This is a genomic window from Mesorhizobium sp. LSHC412B00, from assembly GCF_000503035.1.
Classification (GTDB): Bacteria; Pseudomonadota; Alphaproteobacteria; order Rhizobiales; family Rhizobiaceae; genus Mesorhizobium.
In genome coordinates this window covers 1-24,523 of sequence record NZ_AYWB01000012.1, presented here as the reverse complement: position 1 = coordinate 24,523, position 24,523 = coordinate 1, and the positions used below count along the sequence as shown (strand labels likewise).

Annotated in this window: 22 protein-coding genes, 1 tRNA gene and 1 pseudogene; 13 read left to right on the top strand and 11 right to left on the bottom strand. The window is 62.3% G+C overall.

What is annotated here, in order from left to right; all coding sequences use genetic code 11:
• Positions 1-81: 81 nt before the first annotated feature.
• A complete protein-coding gene (locus tag X757_RS144375) occupies positions 82-762 on the top strand; it encodes a queuosine precursor transporter (RefSeq protein WP_023726962.1) in 681 nt (226 codons plus the stop codon).
• Between the two features lie 3 nt (positions 763-765).
• Entirely contained in the window at positions 766-1,437 is a 672-nt protein-coding gene (locus tag X757_RS144380; protein ID WP_023726961.1) for a spermidine synthase, read from the top strand.
• 5 nt (positions 1,438-1,442) lie between these two features.
• Here the strand turns inward: X757_RS144380 and X757_RS144385 are convergent, their stop codons facing one another.
• The 4 genes from X757_RS144385 to X757_RS144400 all read right to left on the bottom strand — a co-directional run bounded on the left by X757_RS144385 (position 1,443) and on the right by X757_RS144400 (position 6,114).
• Complete coding sequence (locus tag X757_RS144385; RefSeq protein ID WP_023726960.1) at positions 1,443-2,468, bottom strand: esterase-like activity of phytase family protein; 1,026 nt, start codon at positions 2,466-2,468, stop codon at positions 1,443-1,445.
• A complete protein-coding gene (gene cobT, locus X757_RS144390; protein WP_023694051.1) occupies positions 2,465-4,363 on the bottom strand; it encodes a cobaltochelatase subunit CobT in 1,899 nt (632 codons plus the stop codon). The genes X757_RS144385 and cobT overlap by 4 nt, the downstream gene beginning before the upstream one ends.
• 11 nt (positions 4,364-4,374) lie before the next feature.
• Positions 4,375-5,361 (bottom strand): cobaltochelatase subunit CobS, encoded by a 987-nt coding sequence (gene cobS / locus X757_RS144395; protein WP_023670677.1) that lies wholly within the window; start codon positions 5,359-5,361, stop codon positions 4,375-4,377.
• Positions 5,362-5,484: 123 nt separating this feature from the next.
• Positions 5,485-6,114 carry a J domain-containing protein gene (locus X757_RS144400; RefSeq protein WP_032887126.1) on the bottom strand — a complete coding sequence of 210 codons (630 nt, stop codon included), beginning with the start codon at positions 6,112-6,114 and terminating at the stop codon, positions 5,485-5,487.
• 168 nt (positions 6,115-6,282) lie between these two features.
• Between X757_RS144400 and X757_RS144405 the strand changes: the two genes are divergently transcribed.
• Positions 6,283-6,585 (top strand): BolA family transcriptional regulator, encoded by a 303-nt coding sequence (locus tag X757_RS144405; RefSeq protein WP_023694052.1) that lies wholly within the window; start codon positions 6,283-6,285, stop codon positions 6,583-6,585.
• 12 nt (positions 6,586-6,597) lie between these two features.
• Here the strand turns inward: X757_RS144405 and X757_RS144410 are convergent, their stop codons facing one another.
• Entirely contained in the window at positions 6,598-8,151 is a 1,554-nt protein-coding gene (locus X757_RS144410; protein ID WP_023699106.1) for an acetolactate synthase large subunit, read from the bottom strand.
• A gap of 112 nt (positions 8,152-8,263) precedes the next feature.
• Positions 8,264-8,596: a hypothetical protein gene (locus X757_RS1000000166845; RefSeq protein WP_245260187.1), complete on the bottom strand. Its 333-nt coding sequence runs from the start codon at positions 8,594-8,596 to the stop codon at positions 8,264-8,266.
• A gap of 92 nt (positions 8,597-8,688) precedes the next feature.
• On the opposite strand from X757_RS1000000166845, the gene X757_RS144415 reads away from it, so the two are divergent.
• From X757_RS144415 to X757_RS144425, 3 genes are read left to right on the top strand one after another with little or no spacing between them, the layout of a single operon-like run.
• On the top strand, positions 8,689-10,638 hold the full coding sequence (locus X757_RS144415) for a PrkA family serine protein kinase (protein ID WP_023685367.1): 1,950 nt from the start codon (positions 8,689-8,691) through the stop codon (positions 10,636-10,638).
• A 17-nt stretch (positions 10,639-10,655) separates the two neighbouring features.
• Positions 10,656-11,963, top strand: coding sequence for a YeaH/YhbH family protein (locus tag X757_RS144420; RefSeq protein WP_023685368.1), 1,308 nt, complete (start codon positions 10,656-10,658; stop codon positions 11,961-11,963).
• A gap of 9 nt (positions 11,964-11,972) precedes the next feature.
• Positions 11,973-13,523, top strand: coding sequence for a SpoVR family protein (locus X757_RS144425; RefSeq protein WP_023685369.1), 1,551 nt, complete (start codon positions 11,973-11,975; stop codon positions 13,521-13,523).
• A 41-nt stretch (positions 13,524-13,564) separates the two neighbouring features.
• On the opposite strand, the gene X757_RS144430 is transcribed toward X757_RS144425, so the two are convergent.
• Genes X757_RS144430 through X757_RS144440 form a run of 3 tightly spaced genes read right to left on the bottom strand, consistent with a single transcriptional unit; the run spans position 13,565 to position 16,199 of the window.
• Positions 13,565-14,461, bottom strand: a complete 897-nt coding sequence (locus X757_RS144430; RefSeq protein ID WP_023670669.1) for an HlyC/CorC family transporter — start codon at positions 14,459-14,461, stop codon at positions 13,565-13,567.
• Entirely contained in the window at positions 14,458-15,591 is a 1,134-nt protein-coding gene (aroB, locus tag X757_RS144435; protein WP_023694054.1) for a 3-dehydroquinate synthase, read from the bottom strand. Before aroB ends, X757_RS144430 begins: the two co-directional genes overlap by 4 nt.
• The gene (locus X757_RS144440; protein ID WP_023670667.1) at positions 15,588-16,199 is read right to left on the bottom strand and encodes a shikimate kinase; all 612 of its coding nucleotides are present in this window, start codon (positions 16,197-16,199) and stop codon (positions 15,588-15,590) included. The genes aroB and X757_RS144440 overlap by 4 nt, the downstream gene beginning before the upstream one ends.
• Positions 16,200-16,371: 172 nt before the next feature.
• Here X757_RS144440 and X757_RS144445 point away from each other — a divergent pair, with 172 nt between their 5' ends.
• From X757_RS144445 to X757_RS144460, 5 genes and pseudogenes are all read left to right on the top strand, one after another.
• Positions 16,372-16,524, top strand: a complete 153-nt coding sequence (locus tag X757_RS144445; RefSeq protein WP_023670666.1) for a hypothetical protein — start codon at positions 16,372-16,374, stop codon at positions 16,522-16,524.
• A 21-nt stretch (positions 16,525-16,545) separates the two neighbouring features.
• A pseudogene (locus X757_RS01000000165080) lies at positions 16,546-17,459 on the top strand (site-specific tyrosine recombinase XerD).
• An 88-nt stretch (positions 17,460-17,547) separates the two neighbouring features.
• Entirely contained in the window at positions 17,548-18,498 is a 951-nt protein-coding gene (locus tag X757_RS144450) for an acetyl-CoA carboxylase carboxyltransferase subunit alpha (RefSeq protein ID WP_023685389.1), read from the top strand.
• 234 nt (positions 18,499-18,732) lie between these two features.
• Positions 18,733-20,028, top strand: coding sequence for a murein L,D-transpeptidase family protein (locus X757_RS144455; RefSeq protein ID WP_023685371.1), 1,296 nt, complete (start codon positions 18,733-18,735; stop codon positions 20,026-20,028).
• A 59-nt stretch (positions 20,029-20,087) separates the two neighbouring features.
• Positions 20,088-20,345 (top strand): sulfurtransferase TusA family protein, encoded by a 258-nt coding sequence (locus X757_RS144460; RefSeq protein WP_031193210.1) that lies wholly within the window; start codon positions 20,088-20,090, stop codon positions 20,343-20,345.
• 3 nt (positions 20,346-20,348) lie between these two features.
• Here X757_RS144460 and X757_RS144465 read toward each other — a convergent pair whose 3' ends face one another.
• Both X757_RS144465 and X757_RS144470 read right to left on the bottom strand, forming a co-directional pair.
• Positions 20,349-21,443, bottom strand: a complete 1,095-nt coding sequence (locus tag X757_RS144465; RefSeq protein WP_023726959.1) for a GTP-binding protein — start codon at positions 21,441-21,443, stop codon at positions 20,349-20,351.
• A 3-nt stretch (positions 21,444-21,446) separates the two neighbouring features.
• Positions 21,447-22,625 (bottom strand): D-alanyl-D-alanine carboxypeptidase family protein, encoded by a 1,179-nt coding sequence (locus X757_RS144470; RefSeq protein WP_023685373.1) that lies wholly within the window; start codon positions 22,623-22,625, stop codon positions 21,447-21,449.
• 233 nt (positions 22,626-22,858) lie between these two features.
• Between X757_RS144470 and X757_RS144475 the strand changes: the two genes are divergently transcribed.
• Both X757_RS144475 and X757_RS144480 read left to right on the top strand, forming a co-directional pair.
• On the top strand, positions 22,859-24,022 hold the full coding sequence (locus X757_RS144475) for a M20 aminoacylase family protein (RefSeq protein WP_023685374.1): 1,164 nt from the start codon (positions 22,859-22,861) through the stop codon (positions 24,020-24,022).
• Positions 24,023-24,128: 106 nt separating this feature from the next.
• A tRNA-Arg gene (locus X757_RS144480) sits at positions 24,129-24,205 on the top strand.
• Positions 24,206-24,523 lie beyond the last annotated feature (318 nt).

The window sequence follows — 24,523 nt, the reverse complement described above, 5'->3', positions numbered from 1 at the left end:
ATCCGATGCTCAAAACTTCTAAGGCAGCGCGACCCGAACTTCGGCTAGCGCCTGGCTGGTTCCATTACCCAGGATAAAAAAATGACTTCCTTCTCGCGATATCTGCCCTTTGTGGCCGCCATGGCGCTTGTCGTCGTGGCATCGAACATCCTCGTGCAGTTCCCGATGCAGGGCCAGGTCGGCGGTCTGTCGCTGGCCGACATCCTGACCTGGGGCGCCTTCACCTATCCCTTCTCTTTCCTGGTCACCGACCTTGCCAACCGCCGCTACGGCCCGACCGTGGCGCGCCGCATCGTCTTTGTCGGCTTCATGACCGCTGTGGTCTGCTCGATCCTCGTCCCGCCCTTCCTGTTTCGCCACGGCCTGATCGAGTTCGAGACATCAGCCGACCGGCTGGTGCGCATCGCCGCAGCTTCCGGCGCGGCCTTCCTTTGCGCGCAATTGCTCGACGTCACCGTGTTCAACCGGTTGCGCCGGCAGAGCTGGTGGCGCGCGCCGATCGTCGGCACGCTGGTCGGCTCGGTGTTCGACACCCTGGTGTTCTTCAGCATCGCCTTTTCGGCCGCCTTCGCTTTTGCCGGCCCGAACGACAGCTTTGCGCTGGAGACGGCGCCGCTGATGGGCGTGCTGCCGGTCGAGTCCATGCGCTGGGTCTCCTGGGCGCTGGGCGACCTCTCGGTGAAGCTGATCATCGCTGTTGTGGCCCTGATCCCCTACCGGCTGCTCGCCGCCCACTGGAGCCAGCCGGCCGTGGCTGTCTAGGCCGTGATTCCCTGGGTCCAGCTCGGCTCGGCCAAAACGCCTGACGGCGGACAGGAACTGCGCCTCAAGCAGCGCGGCAGCGAATTCTCGATCATGCTCGGCACCAATGAGCTGATGAACAGCTGCCTCAGCGGCTCCGAGGAAGCGCTGGCCAAGCTCTCCTGTGAAAAGATCGGCGGCCGCGCCCAACCGAAAATCCTGATCGGCGGCCTCGGCATGGGTTTTACGCTGCGCGCTGCGCTTGCCCAAATGGGCGCCGACGCAGGCATCACCGTTGCCGAGCTTGTCCCCGCCGTCATCGCCTGGGCGCGCGGCCCCATGGAGGCGGTCTTCGCCGGCTGTCTCGACGATCCCCGTGTGACGGTTCGCGAAGCCGACGTCGGGCACATCATAAGATCCGACAAGGCAGCCTGGGACGCCATCCTGCTCGATGTCGACAATGGCCCCGAAGGCATCGTCTACAAGGGCAACGACGCCCTCTATGGCGCTGCCGGCCTCGGCGCGGCGCGTGCAGCGCTCAGGCCCGGGGGCGTGCTGGCTGTTTGGTCGCAAGGCCCCGATGCCGGCTTCACACTTAGGCTCAAGCAGGCGGGCTTTGTCGTGGACGAGGTGAAGACGCGCGCCAATGGCAAGCGCGGCGCGCGCCACGTCATCTGGATCGCCACCAAGCCTTAGGGCTCTCAATCCTGGTGCAGGATGAATTCCAGATAGAGGTTGCGCTGCAGGATCGAATGGTTGTCGTCCGAGATCAGCGACACCATCAGCGCTCCGTCATCGCGGGTCCAGACGTCGAGCCCTTCCATATTGTCGATCTGGTAGCCCATATCGGCTTCCATCAGCACCGGCCCGTCGGCAACCGCGCCCTTCTCGACGCTTTCGCCATAGATGCGTCGCAGCCGCATCCTGACACCGCCGGCCATCGAGAAACTGCGCTCCAGCAGCAAGAGATCGCCATCCGGCAGGAAAGCGCCGTCGGTGATGTCGAAATCGCCGTTGCGCTTGACCGTGAAGACGCCCTTGTGCGGCCCTTCGATGATGGCGGCATAGATGTTGCCAGCCTTGTCCAAGCTCTTTTCCGAGACCACGACGAGGCCGCCCGCGTGCTGGCCGTTGGGATTGGCGTGGGTGACGGTCTCGAAACCGCGGTTCTGCCGCAGTTCCCGGGCTGGAACCAGGAAGTTCAGTTGCTTGAACGGCGCAGTCATCTTGCTGGGGTCGATCTTGAACTGGGCGACGCGGTGATCGCGCTCGAAGCCGACGGTGGCAATGCCGTCGTTGACTGCAAGGCCCTCGGCATCGACTTCCCATTTCTTGTCGATCGGCCGGCCCTTCTCATCGACCATCTGCTGCATGCGGAAATTCTGGATGCCGGACGGCCGCTTGTCGGCATCATGGGTGATCGAGCCGAAGAACCAGAAGCCCGTATCGGCGACGCCGATGAAATCGCTGCCGGGTTTGACGAACCGAAATGCCGACAGCGCGCCGAAATCGCGCGTCGTCGAGTTCATCTCAAGACCGCCGACGAATTCCAGCGGCCCAAACTGCTTGTCGGCGCTGCCGATATGGAAGGTGGTGATCGGCCGCGCCGAGACTTCGACCGGCTCGACCGCGCTTGGGCCGGCGGCGATGGCCGGCGCAAACGCCATGCCGGACAAGGCAGTGACCGCGAAGAGCATCTGCCGAAACCCGCCGCACAAAAAAATCATCCGGCGCGCCGGTAGCCGCCGCGGCGTGTATCGCGCACGTTTTCCTCGGCGAACAGCGAGGCAAGCTGCTCGGTCATGGCGCCGGCCAGTTCCTCGGCATCGACGATGGTGACGGCGCGCCTGTAATAGCGGGTGACGTCGTGGCCGATGCCGATGGCCAGAAGCTCGACCGGCGAGCGCGTCTCGATCAGCTCGATGACGGCGCGCAGGTGGCGCTCGAGATAGTTGCCAGGATTGACCGACAGCGTCGAATCGTCAACCGGCGCGCCGTCCGAGATCATCATCAGGATCTTGCGCTGTTCGGGCCGGGCGATCAGCCGGTTGTGCGCCCATAACAACGCCTCGCCGTCGATGTTTTCCTTGAGCAGGCCCTCGCGCATCATCAGGCCGAGATTGCGCCGGGCGCGGCGCCACGGATGATCGGCGGATTTGTAGATGATGTGGCGCAGATCGTTGAGCCGGCCGGGGTTCGGCGGCTTGCCGTCCTTCAGCCATTTCTCGCGCGCCTGTCCGCCCTTCCACGCCCGCGTGGTGAAGCCGAGGATCTCGACCGAGACGCCGCAGCGCTCCAGCGTGCGCGCCAGAATGTCGGCACAGGTGGCGGCAACCGTGATCGGCCGGCCGCGCATCGAGCCCGAATTGTCGAGCACCAGCGTCACCACCGTGTCGCGGAATTTGGTGTCGCGCTCCTGCTTGAACGACAAGGGCTGCATCGGATCGATGACGACACGAACCAGGCGTGCCGGATCGAGATAACCCTCTTCGAGGTCGAAATCCCAGGAACGGTTCTGCTGCGCCATCAGGCGGCGCTGCAGCCGGTTGGCGAGCCGGCCGACGACGCCGGAGAGATTGGCCAACTGCTTGTCGAGGAAGGCGCGCAGCCGGTCGAGTTCTTCCTCCTCGCACAGCTCTTCCGCACCGACCGTCTCGTCGAAGGCGGTGGTGAAAACCTTGTAGTCGATCTCTTTCGGCAGATTGGTGAAGGGGTTGTCGTTGCGGCGGGCTTCGCCCGGCGTTTCGGCGTCCGCATCGTCATCGTCGGAAAGATCGTCGGCGGTGGCGTCGGACGCCTCCGTCTCGGACGACTGTTCGTCGTCGGCCGAGGCCTCGGCATCCTCGGACTGCGACTGCTCGGAGCCGGAATCCTCTTCGCCGCCCTCCTCGCTCTGCTCCTCGCCTTGCGGCTGGTTGTCGTCATTGTCCTCGGAGTCTTCGGTCTCCTGATCGTCGCCGAGTTCCTCGGCCATCTCCATGGACGCCAGCATCTCACGCACGACGCGGGCGAAGGCCTGCTGGTCGCCGAGCTTGGCCGACAGTCCGTCGAGATCGGCCTTGGCCTTCTCCTCGACCCAGGGTCGCCAGAGGTCGACCAGACGCTCGCCGCTCTTCGGGATCGGCCGCCCGGTCAGCTTCTCGCGCACCATCAGCGCCAGCGCTTCCTCGATCGGCGCGTCGGCCTTGTCCTTGACGTCGACAAGGTTGGCCTTGGCGTATTTGTCCTCCAGCATCGAGCCGATATTGTCGGCGACGCCTTGCATGGCGCGGCTGCCGATCGCCTCGACGCGGGCCTGTTCCACGGCGTCATAGATCGAGCGCGCCAGCTTGCCTTCCGGCGCCAGTTTGGTGTGGATGCGCTGATCGTGGCAGGCGCGCTTCAGCGCCATGGAATCGCCCAGGCCACGAGTAATCGCGATGTCTGTCTTGGACGCTTTCTTCGGCAGTTCGGGCAGTCGGGCGCGGCTGCCGGCGAGCGCCGGGCGGTCCTTGGCGAAACCGACTTCGAGCTCCTTGTCGCCGGCGATGGCGCGCATGCAGACGGTGACGGCACGCTTGAAGCTGTCGGCTTCAGACCCCGTCTTCGACTTGTTGCGCGTGTTGTCGCCCGGACCCGCCATCGAGGCTCAGCTTACCCCAGCACCACGTTGGCGGCGCTCTCGGGCAAATCCTCGCCGAAGGCGCGCTGGTAGAACTCGGCCACCACCGAACGCTCCAGCTCGTCGCACTTGTTGAGGAAGGTCAGCCGGAACGCCATGCCGATATTGCCGAAGATCTCGGCATTTTCGGCCCAGGTGATGACGGTACGCGGGCTCATCACGGTCGACAGATCGCCATTGATGAAGGCCGAGCGCGTCATGTCGGCGACGCGCACCATCTTGTTGACGATGTCCTTGCCCTTGCCGTCGCGATAGTGCTTGGCCTTGGCCAGCACGATGTTCACCTCATTGTCGTGCGGCAGGTAGTTCAGCGTGGTGACGATCGACCAGCGATCCATCTGCGCCTGGTTGATCTGCTGCGTGCCGTGATAGAGGCCGGTGGTGTCGCCGAGGCCGACCGTGTTGGCGGTCGAAAACAGCCGGAACGCCGGGTGCGGGCGGATGACCCGGCTCTGGTCGAGCAGCGTCAGGCGGCCCGACGATTCCAGCACGCGCTGGATGACGAACATCACGTCCGGACGGCCGGCATCGTACTCGTCAAAGCAGAGCGCGACATTGTGCTGGTAGGCCCAGGGCAGGATGCCGTCGCGGAATTCGGTGATCTGCAGGCCATCCTTGACGACGATGGCGTCCTTGCCGACGAGGTCGATACGGCTGACATGGCTGTCGAGGTTGACGCGCACGCAGGGCCAGTTAAGGCGGGCGGCGACCTGTTCGATGTGCGTCGATTTGCCGGTGCCGTGATAGCCAGACACCATGACGCGGCGGTTGTAGGCAAAGCCGGCAAGGATCGCCAGCGTCGTCGCCTTGTCGAACAGATAATCCGGATCGATGTCCGGCACATGTTCCGAGGTTACCGAATAGGCCGGCACCACCATCTTGGACTCGAAGCCGAATTTGTCTTTCACCGACACCGTCGTGTCGGGCAAATTGGCGATGTCGCGATCGACCTTGTTCATCTCTATCCAAGTCTCCACGGGCGAAATGCCTGATTTCGCCGGCAATCGATTTTGTCCGGGGGCGGTCTTAGAGCCTTTTCCACCCTTATGAAAGTTGGAAAACGACACGAACCGTTAGGTTGCTCAGCACAAACCCGCCTGCTTGAGCACGCGATAGGCCTGCAGCACATCGCGGAACCGGTCTTCCGAACCTCTATCGCCGCCATTCGCATCCGGATGGTGGCGCTTCACAAGTTCCTTATAGCGCGCCTTGATGTCCTTGCCAGTCGCCTTTGTATCAAGGCCAAGCGTTTCCAGTGCCTTGGCCTCAAGCGGCTTGGCCTTGCGTTCGCGCGCCTCGCGCGGGTCCTTCGGCCCTTTGAACAGATCGAAGGGATCGCGCATGCGGTTGTAATAGCCGGCGCGACCGGAACGCTGCTGGGCGAAATCGGGCGAGGAGCGCGTCGAGGCGCCGGCGACGCCCATCTTCCATGTCGGCCGGTGGCCGGTCATCGCTTCCTTCTGGAAGCGGGCGATCTCGGTGTCCGGCACGCCGGAGAAGTAGTTGAAACCCTTGTTGTATTCGCGCACATGATCGAAGCAGAACTGAAAATACTCGCCTTCCTTCATGCGTCCGACCGGCGCCCGGTGAGTACCGGCCTCCTTGCAGCCGTCCCACTGGCAGATCGGCGAGTGCGACTTCAGCTCCGCATCCTTGTCGGGACGGACCCGAATTTTCTCGAAATATTTGGGGTACGGTTTCATCTCACCCATTTATGGGCTGTTCGCACGTGCGAAACAAGAATTGACATTTTCGCGATCATCGCCCTAACCGCTGAATCGCGGCATAAAGCAGGGCGAATGGCGATTTTTGAGGCGGCCCGGCGGGATCGATCCCGATTTCCCGATCACGCCTTGCAGATATGGTGAAGGGAGATGGCGATGTCCATACAGGCGACGATGGAAGACAAGCTAAACAAGGCGTTTTCGCCGGAGCGGCTGGCGATCGTCAATGAAAGCCATCTCCATGCCGGTCATCACCACCACGGCTCCGACCATCACGGTGCCTATGACGGCACTGGCGAGACGCATTTTCGCGTCCGCATCGTCTCATCCGTCTTTGCCGGCATGAGCCGCATCGACCGCCACCGCGCCGTCAACGAATTGCTAGCAGCGGAGTTGCAAGGCGGCGTCCATGCGCTGGCAATCGAACCGGCTGCACCCGGCGAAAAGACCCGCTGGTAAGTCTCTTCCGCCTCAGATCACCGCTTCGATGAGAAACGGTCCCGGACGCGACAGCGCACTGTCGAGCAGCGCGTCGAACCGTTCGCACGTGTCGGCGCGGGCCGCCTCGACGCCCATGCCTTTGGCCAGCGCAACCCAGTCCAGCGCAGGATGGTCGAGATCGAGCATGCGCTTGGCGTTCTCGCCGATTTCATTGACCCCGACATTCTTCATTTCGCCATGCAGGATGGCGTAGGTCCGGTTGGAAAAGATGATGGTCAGCACGTCAAGCTTTTCCCTGGCCTGGGTCCACAGTCCCTGCACCGTGTACATACCGCTGCCGTCGGCTTCGAGATTGATCACCTTGCGGTCCGGGCAGGCGATCGCTGCGCCGGTAGCCATGGGAATGCCGCCGCCGATCGATCCGCCCGTACCCATCATGTAGTCGTGCGGCGCCGCAAAGGCGGATAGCGCGAAGAACCGTCTCGCCGAGGTGACTGCTTCGTCGCAGACGATGGCATTGGCCGGAAGTTTGCGCGCTATCGACAGCGCGATGGCATCGTCCGTCAGTCTCCCGCTCAGCGTCGTTTCGTCTGGAAAGGCGGTTGCCGCGGTGAATTGCTGCGTCGGCTTGATGCCGAGTTCGTCGGCCAGCGCCTCCAGCGCCGCTTTCAGATCCTGGCCATGCGCCGCCAGCGAAAGCACCTTGCAATCGTCCCGAACCAGCCGCCCGGGCTTGCCGGGATAAGCGAAGAAGGCAACCGGCTCCTTGGCGCCGACCAGCACCAGCAAATCGATGTCCCGGAGCGTGGCCGTCGCCGCATCGACCGGATAGGGAATGCGGGTCGGGGCGAACCGCCCGCGGCCGCGCTGCATGCGGGCGATCAGAACCTCACTGAACAGCCTGACATCGCTTCCCGATGAGATTCTCCCTGCGATTTCAAGTCCATCGGCGCGCGCCGCCTGCCCACGCACCACCATGCCGACACGGCCCGGCGCGGCGCGGATTGCTTCGGCGATCGTGCGCACAACATCCATGTCGACGGCGGGCGGCGGCTCCAGCTTCACCTTGCCAGGCGAAATCGCAGCAACTTCGCCCCAGGCGGCATCCGCAGGCAGGATCAAGGTCGTGACGCCAGGCGGCGTGAGTGAAGCGCGGAAAGCCGCCTCTGCGGCCGGCACAATATCGGCCGGCCCCTTGACGCGGCCAACCCAGTTCGACATCGGCGACGCTAGGCCTTCTATGTCGCTGGTCAGCGGGGCATCGAGCGGCAGATGGTAAGAAGCATGGTCGCCGACAATGTTGATCATCGGGCTGCGCGCACGCCTTGCGTTGTGCATGTTGGCCAAACCGTTGGCGAGACCCGGTCCGGTATGCAGCAACGTTGCTGCCGGGCGGTCGGTCATGCGCGCATAGCCGTCGGCGGCGCCGGTCACCACGCCCTCGAACAGGCCGAGCACGCAGCGCATCTGAGGTTTGCGGTCCAGTGCGGCAACGAAATGCATTTCGGATGTGCCAGGATTGGCGAAGCAGACCGTGACGTCATTGGCCAGGAGCACGTCGCACAGCAGATCGGCGCCATTCATGATTTTCTTTCCCAATCGACAATTCAGGAACAATTGCACCTGTAGGCGCCGGGTCGGCAATGTCCCGCCGGGGCTTTTGGTCTGATCCAGGACGCCTCGCGGGGATCCGGGATCAACCGACGGTCGCATTCAGGAAGGCCAGCATCGCGGCGGTCAACGCGTCGACGTCCTCGCCGAAGTCGTGATTGATCGACATATGCGTGTAGGCGTTGCCGTCGAACAGCGTCACTTCAGTGCCGGTGGCGCGCAGGCGCTTGGCAAAGCCTTCGATTGGTCGTCGCAGCCTTCGGCGCGCGAATAGGCGATGAAGGTCGGCGGATGCTTGTGTCCATCGAGATAGCTGGCCGGCGACAACGCCGCCCATCAGCGCCGCAGCACCGGGCAACCCGCCATTCCAGCCACTCCGAATGTTTCCTCCCAAGCCTTCTACCCGGATTGCAGCCACTCTCCTTCATGTGAAGGGAACCAACAATGCTTTCCGACAGTTGAAGGTGATGAGGCGATTGGAATCCAGATCGGCTCCGAGGGCAGAACATCATGCGTGCAACCCAATCCGACGTCTTCGATCTTTTTTCGGAAATTTATGCCAATGCGGCGGACGAAGAGGTCAGCATCCAACAGTATCTTCTTGCCTGTCGGGAAGACAAATCGATGTATGCTTCGGCTCCCGAAAGGATGGTCGACGCAATCGGCGAACCAAAACTGGTTGACACCAGCAAAGACGAGCGGCTCGGCCGCATTTTCGCGAATCGGACCCTCAAGGTCTACCCTCATTTTTCCGACTTCTATGGAATGGAGGATACGATCGAGCGCATAGCCGGGTATTTCCGCTATGCCTCGCAGGGGCTCGAAGAACGCAAGCAGATCCTCTATCTCCTCGGCCCGGTCGGCGGCGGCAAATCCTCTCTGGCCGAGCGCCTGAAGAAACTGATGGAGCAGCGCCCGATCTACACGCTGAAGGTCGGCAACCAGATCAGCCCGGTTTTCGAGTCGCCGCTTGGGCTGTTCCATCCCGATCACATGGGTGATCTGCTAGAGGATAAATACGGCATAGCCCGGCGCCGGCTGAACGGATTGATTTCGCCATGGGCGGCCAAGCGCCTCGACGAATTGTCTGGCGACATTTCCAAATTCAGCGTCGTCAAGCTGATGCCTTCGCGGCTGCGCCAGATCGGCATTGCCAAGACCGAACCTGGCGATGAGAACAATCAGGATGTCTCGGCCCTGGTCGGCAAGGTCGACATCAGGCAATTGGAAAATTTTAGCCAGTCCGACCCCGATGCCTATTCCTATAGCGGTGGCCTGAACCGGACCACGCAAGGTCTGCTTGAATTCGTCGAGATGTTCAAGGCACCCATCAAGGTTCTGCATCCGCTGCTGACCGCGACACAGGAAGGCAGCTACAACGGCACTGAAAATTTCGGCGCCTTTCCCTACCAGGGGATCATCGTCGCCCATTCCAACGAGTCGGAATGGCAACAGTTCAAGAGCAACAAGAACAATGAGGCGTTTCTCGATCGCATCCTGGTGGTCAAGGTACCCTATTGCCTGCGGATCACCGAAGAGAGGCAGATCTATGAGAAATTGCTGCGTGAGAGCGAGTTGGCCGCCAGCCCCTGTGCCCCTGAAGTTTTGGACATCCTCAGCCGCTTTGCAGTTTCGACGCGCTTGGCCGAGCACGACAACTCGCCGCTCTACACCAAGATGCGCGCCTATGACGGCGAAAATCTGAAGGAAGTCGATCCCAGGGCAAAGTCGGTCCAAGAGTATCGCGACGCCGCCGGCGTCGATGAAGGCATGACGGGCGTCAGCACGCGCTTTGCCTTTAAGATCCTTTCGCAGACATTCAACTTCGATAATGAGGAGGTGGCCGCCGATCCTGTGCATCTGATGTACATTCTGGAGGAGGCGATCAAGCGGGAGCAGTTCCCGAAGGAAACGGAAGCGGCCTATCTTGAATTCATCAAGTCGGAGCTTGCGGCGCGCTACGCCGAGTTTATCGGCCACGAAATCCAGAAGGCCTATCTGGAGTCCTATAGCGAATACGGCCAGAACCTCTTCGACCGCTACATCGCCTATGCGGATGCCTGGATTGAGGACCAGGACTACAAGGACCCCGACACCGGCCAGATCCTCAACCGGGAGATCCTGGACAACGAACTTTCGCAGGTCGAGAAACCGGCAGGCATCGCCAATCCCAAGGACTTCCGTAACGAGGTGGTGAAGTTCACTCTGCGCGCTCGCGCAAGAAACCACGGCCGCAACCCGTCATGGACCAGCTATGAAAAACTGCGCGAGGTCATCGAGAAGCGGATGTTCGGACAGGTCGAGGACCTCTTGCCGGTGATCAGCTTCGGCTCCAAGCAAGACAGCGTTACGGAAAAGCGCCATAACGAATTCGTACAGCGCATGATCGAGCGTGGCTACACAGAACGGCAGGTACGCCGGCTGGTGGACTGGTACATGCGGGTGAACAAGGCGGGTTGACAGAGCCGGATGGTTCCATGCCGATCTTCATCGACCGTCGCCTGAACCCCAAGGACAAGAGCCTTGGCAATCGACAGCGCTTCCTCAGGCGTGCTCGCGAGGAGTTGAAGCGGAGCATTCGCGATCAAATCCGCACTGGCAGGATCGCCGACGTGGATACCGAGCACGCCGTGCCCATGCCTGAAAGGAAAACGGCCGAGCCGAGCTTCAACGATGACAGGGCCAGCGGACGGCGCCGACACATCCTTCCGGGCAACAGGCATTTTTCCCCTGGAGACCTGCTCCCGAAGCCGCATGGGGGCGGCGCGGCGTCGTCGCCAGGAAACACGGCGTCGGAAGACGATTTTCGTTTCGTGCTGTCACGCGAGGAGGTGCTCGAACTCTTTTTTGAGGATCTCGAACTGCCCGACCTGGTTAAGCTCAATCTCAAGGAAATCCTTGCCTTCAAGCCGCGCCGGGCCGGCTTCGCGGCAACTGGTTCCCCGACCAACATCAATGCCGGCCGCACGATGCGCAACAGCCTAGGCCGGCGCATTGCGCTGAGGCGCCCCACGCAGCAGGAACTGGAGGCGATCCTCCGGGAAATCGTCACGCTTGAGTCGGCCCCGGCCGGCGCGGCGGTGCGCCAGCGCATCGCGGAATTACGCGACGAGCTTGACCGGCTGGAGCGACGGCGCAGGCGAATTGCCTTTGTCGATCCGGTCGATATCCGATTCAACCGCTTCGACGCCCGGCCGGTGCCGAATGCCAATGCCGTCATGTTCTGCCTTATGGACGTGTCCGGATCGATGGGCCAACGCGAAAAGGACTTGGCCAAACGCTTCTTCGTGCTGCTGCACCTGTTCTTGAAACGGCGCTACGAACGCACGGAGATCGTCTTCATCCGCCATACCCATGAGGCGCACGAAGTGGATGAGGACACGTTCTTCTACAACACGCAGAGCGGCGGTACGATCGTCTCCACCGCGCTCGACGAAATGCACCGCATTATCGGCCAGCGCTATCCTGCCAGCGAGTGGAACATTTACGCCGCGCAGGCCTCTGACGGGGACAATTTCACCACCGATTCCGAGCGATGCATAGAGCTCATGAACGGCAAGCTCATGCGCCTGTGCCAGTATTTCGCCTATGTCGAGATCATCGACGAACGCGAGAGCCACATATTCGGTGCTACCGAAAACGGGACGTCGCTTTGGCGCGCCTACAGTACGATCGAGCTGAAATGGCCCAACTTCCAGATGAGCCGCATCGCTGCTCCCGCGGATATCTACCCGGTCTTCCACCGGCTCTTCGCCAGGCAGCCGGTGGCCATCAAGAGCGCTTGAGAGAGAGAGATGGTCAGGCGAGCCAACGAAACGAATTTGTTGTTTTCCGGTTCCGACTGGAATTTCGAGAAATTATCGCGGGCTTTTGAAGAGATCGAGGCGATCGCGGTCGACGAGTTGCATCTCGATACTTACCCGGTCCAGATGGAGATAATCTCCTCCCAGCAGATGCTCGACGCCTACTCATCTATCGGCATGCCACTGATGTATCGGCATTGGTCGTTCGGCAAACATTTCCTTCACCAGGAGCTTCTTTACCGTAAGGGTGGTCGGGGGCTGGCCTATGAACTGGTCATCAACTCCAATCCCTGCATCGTCTACCTCATGGAGGAAAACACCATGGCCTTGCAGGCCCTTGTGACGGCCCACGCGGCGCTTGGCCACAATCATTTCTTCAAGAACAATCATCTGTTTCAGCAATGGACCGACGCCGGGGCAATCCTGGGTTATCTGGACTTCGCCAAGGGCTACATCGCCCGGTGCGAGGAGCGGCACGGCCTTGCAGCAGTGGAGGCTATTCTCGATTCCGCCCATGCGCTGATGGAACAAGGGGTGTTCCGCTACCACCGGCCGCCAAAGCTCTCGTCGGAGCGACAGCGCGAAGGGCTTCGCGAGCGCCTCGAATACGAAGAGCGCTCCTACAACGATCTGTGGCGCACGCTGCCGCCGTCGCAGAACAAAAACAAGTCCGGCAATGAGGATCAAGGGATGGCGGAGCGCAAGAGATCGCTCAACCTTCCCGAGGAAAACCTCCTTTATTTCCTCGAGAAGAACAGCCTGATCCTGGAACCCTGGCAGCGCGAGATCATCAGGATCGTCCGCGTCATCGCGCAATATTTCTACCCGCAGCGACAGACTCAAGTCATGAATGAAGGCTGCGCCACCTTCGTGCATTATACGCTCATGAACATGCTATTCGATCGCGGCCGGATCGGCGAAGGTGCCATGCTCGAAATCCTGCGCAACCATTCGAACGTGATCTTCCAGCCGGCCTTTGACGATCCCCGGTTTTCAGGCATCAATCCCTATGCCCTCGGCCTCGACATGATGCAGGACATACAGCGCATTTCGACCGAGCCGACGGCGGAGGACCGCGACTGGTTCCCGGACATTGCAGGACATGGCAACTGGCGCGAGGTCCTGCTTGAGGCCTGGGCCAACCACCGCGACGAATCCTTTATCCGCCAGTACCTCAGCCCGAGCTTGATCCGAAAATGGCGGTTCTTCGTGCTTGGCGATGGAGCCGACCAACCGCATTTCGAAGTCGCCTCGATCCACAACGAACGTGGCTATCACAAGATACGGGCCGAGCTAGCCCACGGTTACGACCTTGGAGCGAATCGGCCGGACATCCAGGTGATTGATGTCGACCTGCTCGGCGACCGGCAGTTGCGACTGCAACACAGGGTAAAGGATGGTGTTGTGCTCGAAGGGGCCAGCCGTGACGCGACGCTGCGCCATGTCCGCAGCCTCTGGGGCTACGAGGTCAGCCTGGTCGCAGTTGACGCTCAAACCGGTGCGACCATCCACGAACGGTCTACGAGCCAGATCGCGGCATAAGCTCGGCAAAGAGCGTCATGTGGCGGGCCTGCTCGGTACCTTTAAGATTCGCCCGCCGGCCTGATCCTGATTCTGGCGATCCGGTTTTTGTCGCGCTTCATCACCACGAAGCGCTTGCCGTGGAAGGTGAAAGCCTGCTTTTCCTCGGGGATCGACTGCGTCTCGTGGATGACCAGGCCGGCAATGGTGGTCGCTTCCTCGTCAGGCAGGTTCCAGTCGAGCGCCCGGTTGAGATCGCGGATCGGCACGGTGCCGTCGACGACCACGGAACCGTCCGCCTCCTGCTTCACGCCCTGAATGTCTACATCGTGCTCGTCGGCGATCTCGCCAACGATCTCCTCGATAATGTCCTCCAGCGTCACCAGCCCTTCGACCTCGCCATATTCGTCGACGACGATAGCGAAATGCGCCTTGGCGCGCAGGAAGGCGTTGAGCTGTTCCTGCAGCGTCGTGGTGTCGGGCACGAACCAAGGCTTCGAAGCGATCTTCATCACGTCGATCCGGGAAAAGTCGTTGCCGACCTCGTTCAGCGCTCGCAGCAGGTCCTTGGCGTGCAGCACGCCGACAATGTTGTCGAGAGAGCCTTTCCACAACGGCATGCGGGTGTGCGGGCTTTGCAGGATCTCGCGCACCACCGCTTCCGGCCCATTGTCGGCATTGACCGAGCGCATATTGGTGCGGTGGACCATGATGTCGGAGACTTCGAGCTCGGCGAGATCGAACAGCCCGCCGACGCGGTCGCGGTCCTCACGCACCATCTGGCCGTCGCGGCGGAAATCGTCGACCGCGCCGCGCAACTCGTCCTGTGTCGAGCGCTGCGGCTCGATGCGCGACAGCTCATAGCCGAACATGGCAAGCAGGCGCGTGCGCACGGCCAGGACCAGCAGGATGAGGATGGCAAGGACGGCGACGACGGTCCAGCCGGGCTCGTTGATCATCGCTGCCGGCTTTCCTGGCCCGGGTGGTTCTCCCTGAGGAACGAAAGCACTTCCGACGCCGGTACATCCTTGGCAATAAAAGCCTGGCCAACGCCGCGCGTCAGGATGAAGGTCAGCGCGCCGCGCGACACTTTCTTGTCCTGGGTGATGAAGCCAAGCAGCGCCTCGGCATCGGGCAACTCACCAGGGATGTCGGCCATCCGCCAGGGTAGACCGACGGCGCGAAGATGCGCCTCCACGCGCGCCGCGTCGTCCGGGCTGGCCAGATTGAGCCTTGCGGAAAAGCGGTGCGCCAGCGCCATGCCGATGGCGACGCCTTCGCCATGGACGAGGCGAGCGCCATCATACTGTGTGGCGCCTTCCAGCGCATGGCCGAACGTGTGGCCAAGATTGAGCAGTGCGCGGTCGCCGGTTTCGAACTCGTCGCGGGCGACGACATCGGCTTTGGCGCGGCAGGCCTCGGCAATCGCCTCCGCCCGTTCCGCACCACCGGCGAACACCTTTTCCCAGTTCGCTTCCAGCCAGGCGAAAAACGCCGGTCGGTCGATCAACCCGTATTTGGCAAGCTCGGCATAGCCGGCGCGAAATTCGCGGATCGGCAGCGTGTCGAGCACTTCGGTGTCGGCCAGCACCAGCTTCGGCTGATGGAAGACGCCGACCAGATTCTTGCCGCGCGGGCTGTTGATGCCGGTCTTCCCACCGACCGAGGAATCGACCTGCGCCAGCAGCGAGGTTGGAATCTGGACGAAATTCATGCCGCGGCGCACGATGCCGGCGGCAAAGCCGGTCAGGTCGCCGATGACGCCACCGCCGAGCGCAATGACGACATCGCCGCGCTCCAGCTTGGCGGCGAGCACGCCGTCGACCACCTCTTCGAGATGGGCAAAGCTCTTGGTCTTTTCGCCGGCCGGCAAAGTGATGACGGCAGGCTGGATGCCGCCTGTTTCCAGACCGGCCTTCAGCGCGTCGAGATGTGCCGCCGCGACATTGTCGTCGGTGACCACCGCCGCCCTCGTGCCGGGCAGGCGGCGCGAAATCTCGGCGCCGGCGCGCGCCAAAAGGCCAGGGCCGATCAGGATGTCATAGGCACGCTCGCCAAGGCCGACCTCGACAGTGACCGGTTCGCTCACAGCCGCACCTCGCCTGGCGCAGTCGGAGCCGGAATGCCGAAATGCCCGCACAGCGCGTCGACAACCTCCGTCGCAATGACCTCCTTGCGGTCGTCGCGTGTCGGCACGGTGATGTTGGACGTGGCATAGACCGGGTAGCGCTCGCCCATCAGTCGCTCGAGCACGGCGCGCGGATCGGCGCTTTTGAGCAACGGCCGGTTCTGCTTCTTGGACACGCGTTCCATCAATAGGTCGATCTCGGCCTTCAGCCACACCGACACGCCATGCCCGGCGATCGCTTCCCGCGTCTGCGCATTCATGAACGCGCCGCCGCCGGTCGACAGCACCTGCGGCCCACTCTCCAGCACGCGCAGGATGACGCGCTGCTCCAATGCCCGGAATTCGGTCTCGCCATAGCGTTCGAACAGTTCCGGCACCGTCATGCGCGACACGGTTTCGATCTCCTGGTCGCTGTCGACGAAGGGCAGCGACAGCATCGTCGCCACCTTGCGGCCGATCGCCGTCTTTCCGGCGCCCATCAGGCCGACAAAGACGATCGAGCGGCTGCCCAGCCTGTCGAGCAGCGCGGCATGGCTATCGCCGGGAGGATTTGCTGGTAACGCGTTCATGAGACCATGCTGTTTCTAAGCCGTCTTTGCCGGCGTATCGACATCAAAAGCCCGTTTGCGTCAAGCACAGCGCCTTTCGCACGCAGAGCCCTTCGTCCTTGAATTGACGGAATTAGCGTCCCATAAGGACACAGGGCTTGGAATCGCAGAGCAAGAAGACGGGCGAAGATTGATGCCGACACTGTTCCGCTTTGTCGTGACGATGATGATTCTTGCCGGCATTGCCTATGGTACGATGGTGGCGTTGGCGATGTTCGTCGAGCCGAAAAAAGCCGAAATCACCGTGCGCATTCCACCGGAAAAGCTGAACCCCAAGAAAAACTGACCCAAAACTGACCCCTGGAACATGAACAGCGCGGCTCGCATCGAAGCCTTTCTCGAGATGATGAGCGCCGAACGCGGTGCCGCTGCAAACACGCTGTCTTCCTACCGCCGTGATCTCGAAGACGCTTCGCAGCAGATTGCCGGCGGGCTTGCCGCTGCCGCCGCAGCCGACATCCGCGCCTATCTCGACGATATCGCGGCGCGCGGCTTTGCGTCGACGTCGCAGGCGCGCAAACTGTCGGCGATCCGCCAGTTCTTCAAGTTTCTCTACGCCGAGGGCTTGCGCGGCGACGACCCGACCGGCACGCTGGACAGTCCGAAAAAGGGCCGGCCGCTGCCCAAGACGATGAGCGAGGCCGATACCGGTCGGCTGCTCGACCGCGCCGCGCTTGAGACAGGCGATGCCGTCAATGGTGACCGGGTGGCTGCACTGCGCCTGCACGCTTTGGTGGAGGTGCTCTATGCCACCGGCTTGCGCGTCTCCGAACTAGTCGGCCTGCCGGTGACCGTCGCCCAGCGCGACGACCGCTTCTTCATGGTGCGCGGCAAGGGCGACAAGGAGCGCATGGTGCCGCTGTCGGCCAAGGCCCGCACGGCGATGCGGGCTTGGCTCACAGCCCGGGCCACGGTGCCGGCTTTCGCCGACAGCCCGTTTCTGTTCCCGGCCGCCGGCGACAGCGGCTTTCTCTCCCGGCAGGTCTTTGCCCGCGATCTCAAAGGCCTTGCCGCGCGGGCCGGCATATCGGCGGCGAAAATTTCGCCGCATGTGCTGCGCCATGCTTTCGCCAGCCATCTCCTGCAGAACGGCGCCGATCTCAGGGCGGTGCAGCAGCTGCTCGGCCACGCCGATATCTCGACCACGCAGNGATTTACACGCATGTGCTGGAAGAGCGGTTGGTGCGGCTGGTCAACGATCATCATCCGCTTGCCGACTAGGCCTCATATCGCTATGTGAGGGCAACGTGCCCGCGCGGAGCCTACATCTGCGCGATGTTTGCCTTCCGACGCATCGGTCCGCTCAAGAATGTACAATTACCTCGATTTCGAAAAGCCGGTGCAGGACCTTGAACTCAAGATCCTCGAGCTGAAGAAGCTTGCCGAGAATGGCGAGGCGGTCGACGTCGGCGACGAAATCAGCCGGCTCGAGAAGCGCGTGCGCGACGCGCTGCGCGACATCTACAAGGCGCTGACGCCGTGGCAGAAGGTGCAGGTCGCGCGCCACACCGACAGGCCGCATTGCCTCGACTACATCAAGGGTCTGTTCAGCGATTTCACGCCGCTCGCCGGCGACCGCAATTTCGGCGAGGACCAGGCGATCATCGGCGGCTTCGCCCGCTTCCGCGGCGAACCGGTGGCCGTCATCGGCCAGGAAAAGGGCTCCGACACGGCGAGCCGGCTCAAGCACAATTTCGGCTCGGTGCGCCCTGAAGGCTACCGCAAGGCCGTGCGGCTGATGGAACTTGCCGACCGTTTCCAGATCCCACTTCTGACGCTGGTCGACACCGCCGGCGCTTACCCCGGCGTTGGCGCCGAGGAACGCGGCCAGGCTGAAGCCATCGCCCGCTCAACCTCGGCCTGCCTCGGCCTCAAAGTGCCATCGATTTCGGTTGTAATCGGCGAAGGCGGTTCGGGCGGCGCCATTGCGATCGCCACCGCCAACCGCGTCTACATGCTGGAACACGCCATCTATTCGGTGATCTCGCCGGAAGGCGCTGCCTCGATCCTGTGGCGCGACACCACGCGCTCGAAAGATGCGGCGACCAACATGAAGATCACCGCCCAGGACCTTCTGGAAATGAAGATCATCGACGCCATCATTGCCGAGCCGCTCGGCGGCGCCCAGCGCGCGCCCGAAACGGTGATCGCCGCCACCGGCGATCTCATCGCCAAGACGATGAAGGATTTTGCCGGCGCCAACACCGATTTTCGCGAACAGCGCCGCGAAAAATATCTGGCGATGGGCCGCAGCCTCTGATTTTGGCCGGCAGCGCACCGCAATGTGGCGTCAAGGAGCAATTTCGCCACAAAAATGCCGCCGCATTCGGCTCAATAAAAAATCCGTGACACCGGGCGAATTGCCGTGGGGGGCGCCGTCCGACGCTTGCGGTAAGGAATTTTCAAGGTTAACGGGCTTAGGGTCCGTCAGTGTTCAGCATGCAGGCCCGGGCGCTATCCGGCCGTGCCGCGAGAAAAAGACATAGCCGTATCCATGTTTACCAAGCTTGCCCGCACTGGACTCCTGATCGCCGCGCTTGGCGTTGCCGGCTGCAACGATTCCTCGATGAAGAATTTTGCGCCGGAAGCCAGCAAGCCGCTGCCGGACAAGATCCTGGCCGACATGAAAGCCAAGGGCATGATCCGCACCTCGTCGGTGATGGCTCGCATCTTCAAGGAAGAAGGCAAGCTCGAAATCTGGAAGGCCAAGACCACCGGCCGCTACGAGATGGTCGCCAGCTACGACATCTGCAAATGGTCGGGCAAGCTCGGCCCAAAATACACCGAGGGCGACCGCCAGGCGCCGGAAGGTTTCTATACGGTCCGCCCGTCGCAGATGAATCCGCGCTCGAACTATCACCTGTCCTTCAACATCGGCTATCCCAACGCCTATGACCGTGCCAATGGCCGCACCGGCGCCAATCTGATGGTGCACGGCGCCTGCTCGTCGTCGGGCTGTTATTCGATGACCGACCCGCAGATCGAGCAGATCTACGCTTTTGGTCGCGATGCCTTCCAGGGCGGCCAGACCGAGTTCCAGATCCAGGCCTTCCCGTTCCGCATGACCGCCGCCAACATGGCGCGCTACCGCAACGACCCGAACTATGAGTTCTGGAAGATGCTGAAGGTCGGTTACGACAATTTCGAGATCACCAAGGTGCCACCGAAGGTCGATGTCTGCGACAAGCGCTATGTCTTCAACCAGGTGGCGCCTGAGGGCACGACATTCGATCCGACTGGCGCATGCCCCGCGACCACGCAGCCCGATTCGCTGAAGAGCGCACTCAACGCCTATCAAAGCAGCTATGACGCGGCCTTCACCGGCGCGGTCAAGGCCAGCGTGCCAGCGCCCAAGCCAACCATTGCCGGCATCAAGGAAGCCGCCATCGTTTCAGACTGGTCGAAGCGCCGCGCCCGGGGCGAGCGCGTGCCGATCGAACCGCCGTCGCTGAATTCCGACGGCACGCTGACCGAGACGGCGCGCATGGGCCGCATCGATTCGCCCGCCGGCCGCAAGATGGCGGCGCTGGACGCAGAGAAGGAAGCCAAGCGCAAGGCCGAGGAACAGCGGGTTGCTGCCATCGAGGCTGCGAAAGCCGCCAAGGCCCAGGCACTGGCTGAAAAGCAAGCCGCAAAGGCCCAATCGCTGGCCGAAAAGGAAGCAGCCAAGCAGGCCGCCCAGCAGCCGGTCGCCACTGCGAGCGTCGAGGCGGCGCCTGCGGAACCGCCGGCGGACGAAAGCCGGATGTCGAAGATCAAGAACAAGCTGCTAGGCATGTTCGGCGGCTGAGGTTTTCGCCTTGCCGATGCATGCCGCCCAAAAGTGCGCAGCGGTTTTGGGACAAAGACATGCATGAAAACAAACAAACAAATCACACCGCAATCTATGACCTCAAGGGCCTGAACTGCCCCCTGCCCGTTCTCAAGGCGAAAAAACGCCTAGCGGCAATGCAGCCGGGCAGCCGGCTTTGGCTGGAGACCACCGACCCGCTGGCGGTCATCGACATCCCCGCCTTTTGCGCCGACGCTGGTCACCAACTGGTTGAAACGTCAGCCGTCACCGGCGGCCACCGCTTCCTGGTCGAACGCGGCGCAGAGCGAGCCTGAGAATCAGCCCCCGGCTATCGCCAGCGGATTGCTCTCCAGCGCCGCGCGATCCGGCGTGTCGATCGACGGCCGGTTGGTGAAAGCGGAAAACAGCCGGCGCACATAATCTTCCGGCATATCGAGCGTGATCAGCACCAGCCTGGTGCCGCGTTGGCCGTCCGACCAGGCCAGTAGCCGCGCCGGCGGATGCAGGATCTTCTGTACCCCGTGGACAACAAGCGGCCGCGACGGGTCCTCCGCAAGCTCGATGACGCCCTTCATCCGCAAAAGCTTGTCGCCATGCGCAGAACGCAGCAGGTCGAGGAACATCTCGATCGCCGAAAACGGCACCGGGCCGTCATGGACCAGCGAGTAGGAGCGCACGCGGGAATCGTGGTGGTGCTCATGCTCGCCGTGATCATGATGATGATGGTGGTGCTCATGGGCGGCTTCTTCGCCGAGCCAGCGCCGGACATCGGCGGATTTGGTCGCCGGATTGTAGAGGCCGCAGTCGAACAGAGCCGCGACGCCGGTTCGGCCGTCGCCGGCCTCCAGCACCACGGCGCCTGGATTGAGCTGATGGACTCGCGTTCGCAAAGCATCGACGTCGCCGGAATCGCTGGCCAGATCGACCTTGGTCAGCACGATGCGATCGGCGACTGCCACCTGCTTGACCGCCTCGACATGGCCGTCGAGCGTCGCGTTGCCGTTGACCGCGTCGACCAGCGTGATGACGCCATCAAGTCGGAAGGCCTGCACCAGGGCGGGATGCGCCATGATCGACTGCAGCACCGGCGCCGGATCGGCGAGCCCGGTGGTTTCGACGACGACGCGGGCGAGACGGGCGATACGGCCCGTCTGCAGCCGGTCGACGAGGTCAGCCAGCGTGTCGACCAGTTCGCCGCGCACCGTGCAGCATAGACACCCGTCGGACAGCTGGATGATGCCGTCCGAGGCCTGCTCGACCAGAAGGTGGTCGATCGCCACCTCACCGAATTCGTTGATGATGACGGCCGTGTCGACCAGTGCCGGATCTTTGAGCAGCCGGTTGAGCAATGTCGTCTTGCCGGCGCCGAGGAAGCCGGTGACCACCGTGACGGGTATCGGAAAGCCAGCCATCGCCTAGTTCGCGGCTTTGACCAGCTGGTCGCCCTGCACCGCGGTTGCCTGGCCCACCACGGCCGGTTCGGCGCCCTTTGGCGCCGGAATGTCTGGCCGCCAGCTCGGCAGCGGCACATCGGCGTATTCCTGGCCGCCCTGGTCGAGCATCGCCTTCGGCGCCGGCCCGGTGGCGCCGCCGAGGCCGACGGCAACCAGCGTCGGCACGTGGTCGAGCTTTTCCTGATAGGGCGATTTCGGCACGTCGGCGCCCTTCGCGGCCACCGGCGGAGCCGCCTCGGACTGCTCGTGCGGCGCCTTCTTCTTGCAGATCTCATCATGCATGTCGTTCGGTGACATGGTATCGCCATAGGAAGGCATGGCCGCGACCGTGAGCCAGTTCGGGTCGGGCATGGCAAAGCCCTGGTCAAGCAGCCTGGCGGCGGTCTCGGCACGGCTGATCGCCGATTTTTCGCCGAGCACGACCGCGACCAGCGTGCGGCCATTGCGTGTCGCCGAGCCGATCATGTTGAAGCCCGAGGGACAAACGAACCCGGTTTTCATGCCGTCGGCGCCGGGATAGCGCCCGATCAAGAGATTGTAGTTGGAGATCGCCTTCTTGCCGACGGCAAGGCCTTCGATCGAGAACCAGGGGGCGTATTGCGGGAATTCCTTGCGGATCGCCATCACCAGCAGGGCAAGATCGCGCGCCGTCGTATACTGCTCCGGCGAAAACAGTCCGTTCGGATTGACGAAATGCGTTCCGGTCATGCCGAGCCGCGCCGCCTCCGCATTCATGCGAACGGCGAATCCGGCCTGCGAGCCGCCTATGTTTTCGCCGATGGCCATGGCGATATCGTTGGCCGATTTGACCAGCATCATCTTCAACGCATTGTCGAGCCGCATCACCGAGCCCGGCTTGAAGCCCATCTTGCTCGGCGGTTCGCCCGCCGAATGCTTGGTCACCTTGATCGGTGAATCGAGCTGGACCTCGCCGGCGGCAATCGCCCGGAAGGTGACATAGGCGGTCATCAGCTTGCTCAGCGAAGCGGGATACCAGCGCTTGAAGGCGTCCTGGTGCTGCAGAACCTTGCCGCTGTTGAGGTCGAACAGGATCACCGGATTGGCCAAAGCTGGCCCAGCCAGCATGGGTAACGCCAAGCCGCCCGTTAGCAGTAATTTGAGGATATGGCTGTGCCGCATCATGGAATCCGAAATCGCCTCTTGCCGTAGTCGCCCCTGGCTCCGTAAGATTTCGTTACGCGATGGCCAGCATGACCTGATCCGGCCCTCAATTTCCGGATCACATTGTCTGGGGTGCTATTTACCCTATGTGACGCCAAGATGGCAAAGTGCCAAGATGGCAACAAGCATGGCAATCACAATTGCAATCAAGCAGGCCAGATCGTCTGCTCCAATAGCGAGATGGAACCATTATGCCGATTCTCAACCGCGCCGCCGAGATGCAGGATGAAGTTGCCGGCTGGCGACGCCATCTGCACCAGACGCCAGAACTGAATTTCGATGTCTTCAAGACCGCCGCCTTCGTCACCGAGAAGCTGAAGGAATTCGGCTGCGACGACGTGGTGACGGGCCTCGGCAAGACCGGCGTCGTCGGCATCATCCATGGCCGCAAGGGGCAAGGCGCGACCATCGGCTTGCGCGCCGACATGGACGCGCTGCCGATCAACGAGATCACCGGCAAGCCCTATGCCTCGACCATTCCTGGCAAAATGCATGCCTGCGGCCATGACGGCCATACGGCGATGCTTTTGGGCGCCGCCAAATATCTGACCGAAACGCGCAATTTCGCCGGCTCGGTCGCGGTCATCTTCCAGCCGGCCGAAGAGGGCGGCGGCGGCGGCAACGAGATGGTCAAGGACGGCATGATGGAGCGTTTCGATATTTCGCGGGTCTTTGGCATGCACAACATGCCGGGCCTGCCGGTGGGCCAGTTCGCCATCCGGCCGGGTCCGATCATGGCGGCGACCGCCGAGTTCACCATCACCGTGAAGGGCCGCGGCGGCCATGCGGCGATGCCGCACGGCACGATCGACCCGATCGTCATCACCAGCCAGTTGGTCGGCGCCCTTCAGACGGTCGCTTCGCGCAGCACCGATCCGGTCGAGGCGGTGGTGGTTTCGGTGACGAAGTTCCACGCCGGCGACGCCTACAACGTCATTCCCGAGACCGCCGAGATTGCCGGCACGGTGCGCACACTGAAGAAAGAGATCGCCAAGAAGTCGGAAGAGCGCATCCGCACCATCTGCGAAGGAATAGCCACCGCCTTCGGCGCGACGATCACTGTCGACTATGACGCCAACTATCCCGTGACCTTCAATCATCCGGAAGAAACGGTCTTTGCCGGCGATGTCGCGGCAAATGTCGCCGGCGACACCCAGGTCCACCGCGCCATCCAGCCGGTGATGGGCGGCGAAGACTTCTCCTACATGCTGGAAGCCCGCCCTGGCGCCTTCATCTTCATCGGCAATGGCGAGACCGCCGGCCTCCACCATCCGGCCTACGACTTCAACGACGAAGTCATCCCGCACGGCATGAGCTACTGGGTTAAACTGGCCGAAACGGCGCTGGCAGCCTGACCTGCCCCGACGAAAGGCCGGCCGATTAGCCTTCGGCCGGCCTCTTCATTGCCTTCGGCGAGCCTCTTGGCGAAACGATCGGAAGCGGCTATGTGTCGGGCGGCGTGGTCCCGTAGCTCAGTAGGATAGAGCGGCAGATTCCTAATCTGTAGGTCACAGGTTCGATTCCTGTCGGGATCACCAGCAAGATCAAAGGCCTGGTGACTGAGATAGCCTGTCGGCATGTTGCAGCACTGATGGACTGGTTTTCGGTGATTTTCACGGACGCGACCAAGCAAGCAGCCTGACTTTAGTTCCATAGAAAAAGTCCATCCCTGAGGTCTCAGGAGCGAGCTTTAAGCATCTACAGCCGCGAAGAGAATCGACCTCTTGCAAGTACAATTCCAGATCGAGCGATGGTTCCCAGTCGATCCGTTACCGTCTGAGTTCGGCGCCGCCAACTCAACGAAGCCGGCCGTATCCTAGCTGGCAACCAGGGGCACCGTGACGGTCGTGGCGTAA

Bases quoted from the DNA above. Each gene is read 5' to 3' on its own strand.
- X757_RS144375 (WP_023726962.1), top strand. From the start codon at position 82: ATGACTTCCTTCTCGCGATATCTGCCCTTTGTGGCCGCCATGGCGCTT.
- X757_RS144385 (WP_023726960.1), bottom strand. From the start codon at position 2,468: ATGATTTTTTTGTGCGGCGGGTTTCGGCAGATGCTCTTCGCGGTCACT.
- cobT (WP_023694051.1), bottom strand. From the start codon at position 4,363: ATGGCGGGTCCGGGCGACAACACGCGCAACAAGTCGAAGACGGGGTCT.
- cobS (WP_023670677.1), bottom strand. From the start codon at position 5,361: ATGAACAAGGTCGATCGCGACATCGCCAATTTGCCCGACACGACGGTG.
- X757_RS144400 (WP_032887126.1), bottom strand. From the start codon at position 6,114: ATGGGTGAGATGAAACCGTACCCCAAATATTTCGAGAAAATTCGGGTC.
- X757_RS144405 (WP_023694052.1), top strand. From the start codon at position 6,283: ATGTCCATACAGGCGACGATGGAAGACAAGCTAAACAAGGCGTTTTCG.
- X757_RS144410 (WP_023699106.1), bottom strand. From the start codon at position 8,151: ATGAATGGCGCCGATCTGCTGTGCGACGTGCTCCTGGCCAATGACGTC.
- X757_RS144415 (WP_023685367.1), top strand. From the start codon at position 8,689: ATGCGTGCAACCCAATCCGACGTCTTCGATCTTTTTTCGGAAATTTAT.
- X757_RS144420 (WP_023685368.1), top strand. From the start codon at position 10,656: ATGCCGATCTTCATCGACCGTCGCCTGAACCCCAAGGACAAGAGCCTT.
- X757_RS144425 (WP_023685369.1), top strand. From the start codon at position 11,973: ATGGTCAGGCGAGCCAACGAAACGAATTTGTTGTTTTCCGGTTCCGAC.
- X757_RS144430 (WP_023670669.1), bottom strand. From the start codon at position 14,461: ATGATCAACGAGCCCGGCTGGACCGTCGTCGCCGTCCTTGCCATCCTC.
- X757_RS144440 (WP_023670667.1), bottom strand. From the start codon at position 16,199: ATGAACGCGTTACCAGCAAATCCTCCCGGCGATAGCCATGCCGCGCTG.
- X757_RS144445 (WP_023670666.1), top strand. From the start codon at position 16,372: ATGCCGACACTGTTCCGCTTTGTCGTGACGATGATGATTCTTGCCGGC.
- X757_RS144450 (WP_023685389.1), top strand. From the start codon at position 17,548: ATGTACAATTACCTCGATTTCGAAAAGCCGGTGCAGGACCTTGAACTC.
- X757_RS144455 (WP_023685371.1), top strand. From the start codon at position 18,733: ATGTTTACCAAGCTTGCCCGCACTGGACTCCTGATCGCCGCGCTTGGC.
- X757_RS144460 (WP_031193210.1), top strand. From the start codon at position 20,088: ATGCATGAAAACAAACAAACAAATCACACCGCAATCTATGACCTCAAG.
- X757_RS144465 (WP_023726959.1), bottom strand. From the start codon at position 21,443: ATGGCTGGCTTTCCGATACCCGTCACGGTGGTCACCGGCTTCCTCGGC.
- X757_RS144470 (WP_023685373.1), bottom strand. From the start codon at position 22,625: ATGCGGCACAGCCATATCCTCAAATTACTGCTAACGGGCGGCTTGGCG.
- X757_RS144475 (WP_023685374.1), top strand. From the start codon at position 22,859: ATGCCGATTCTCAACCGCGCCGCCGAGATGCAGGATGAAGTTGCCGGC.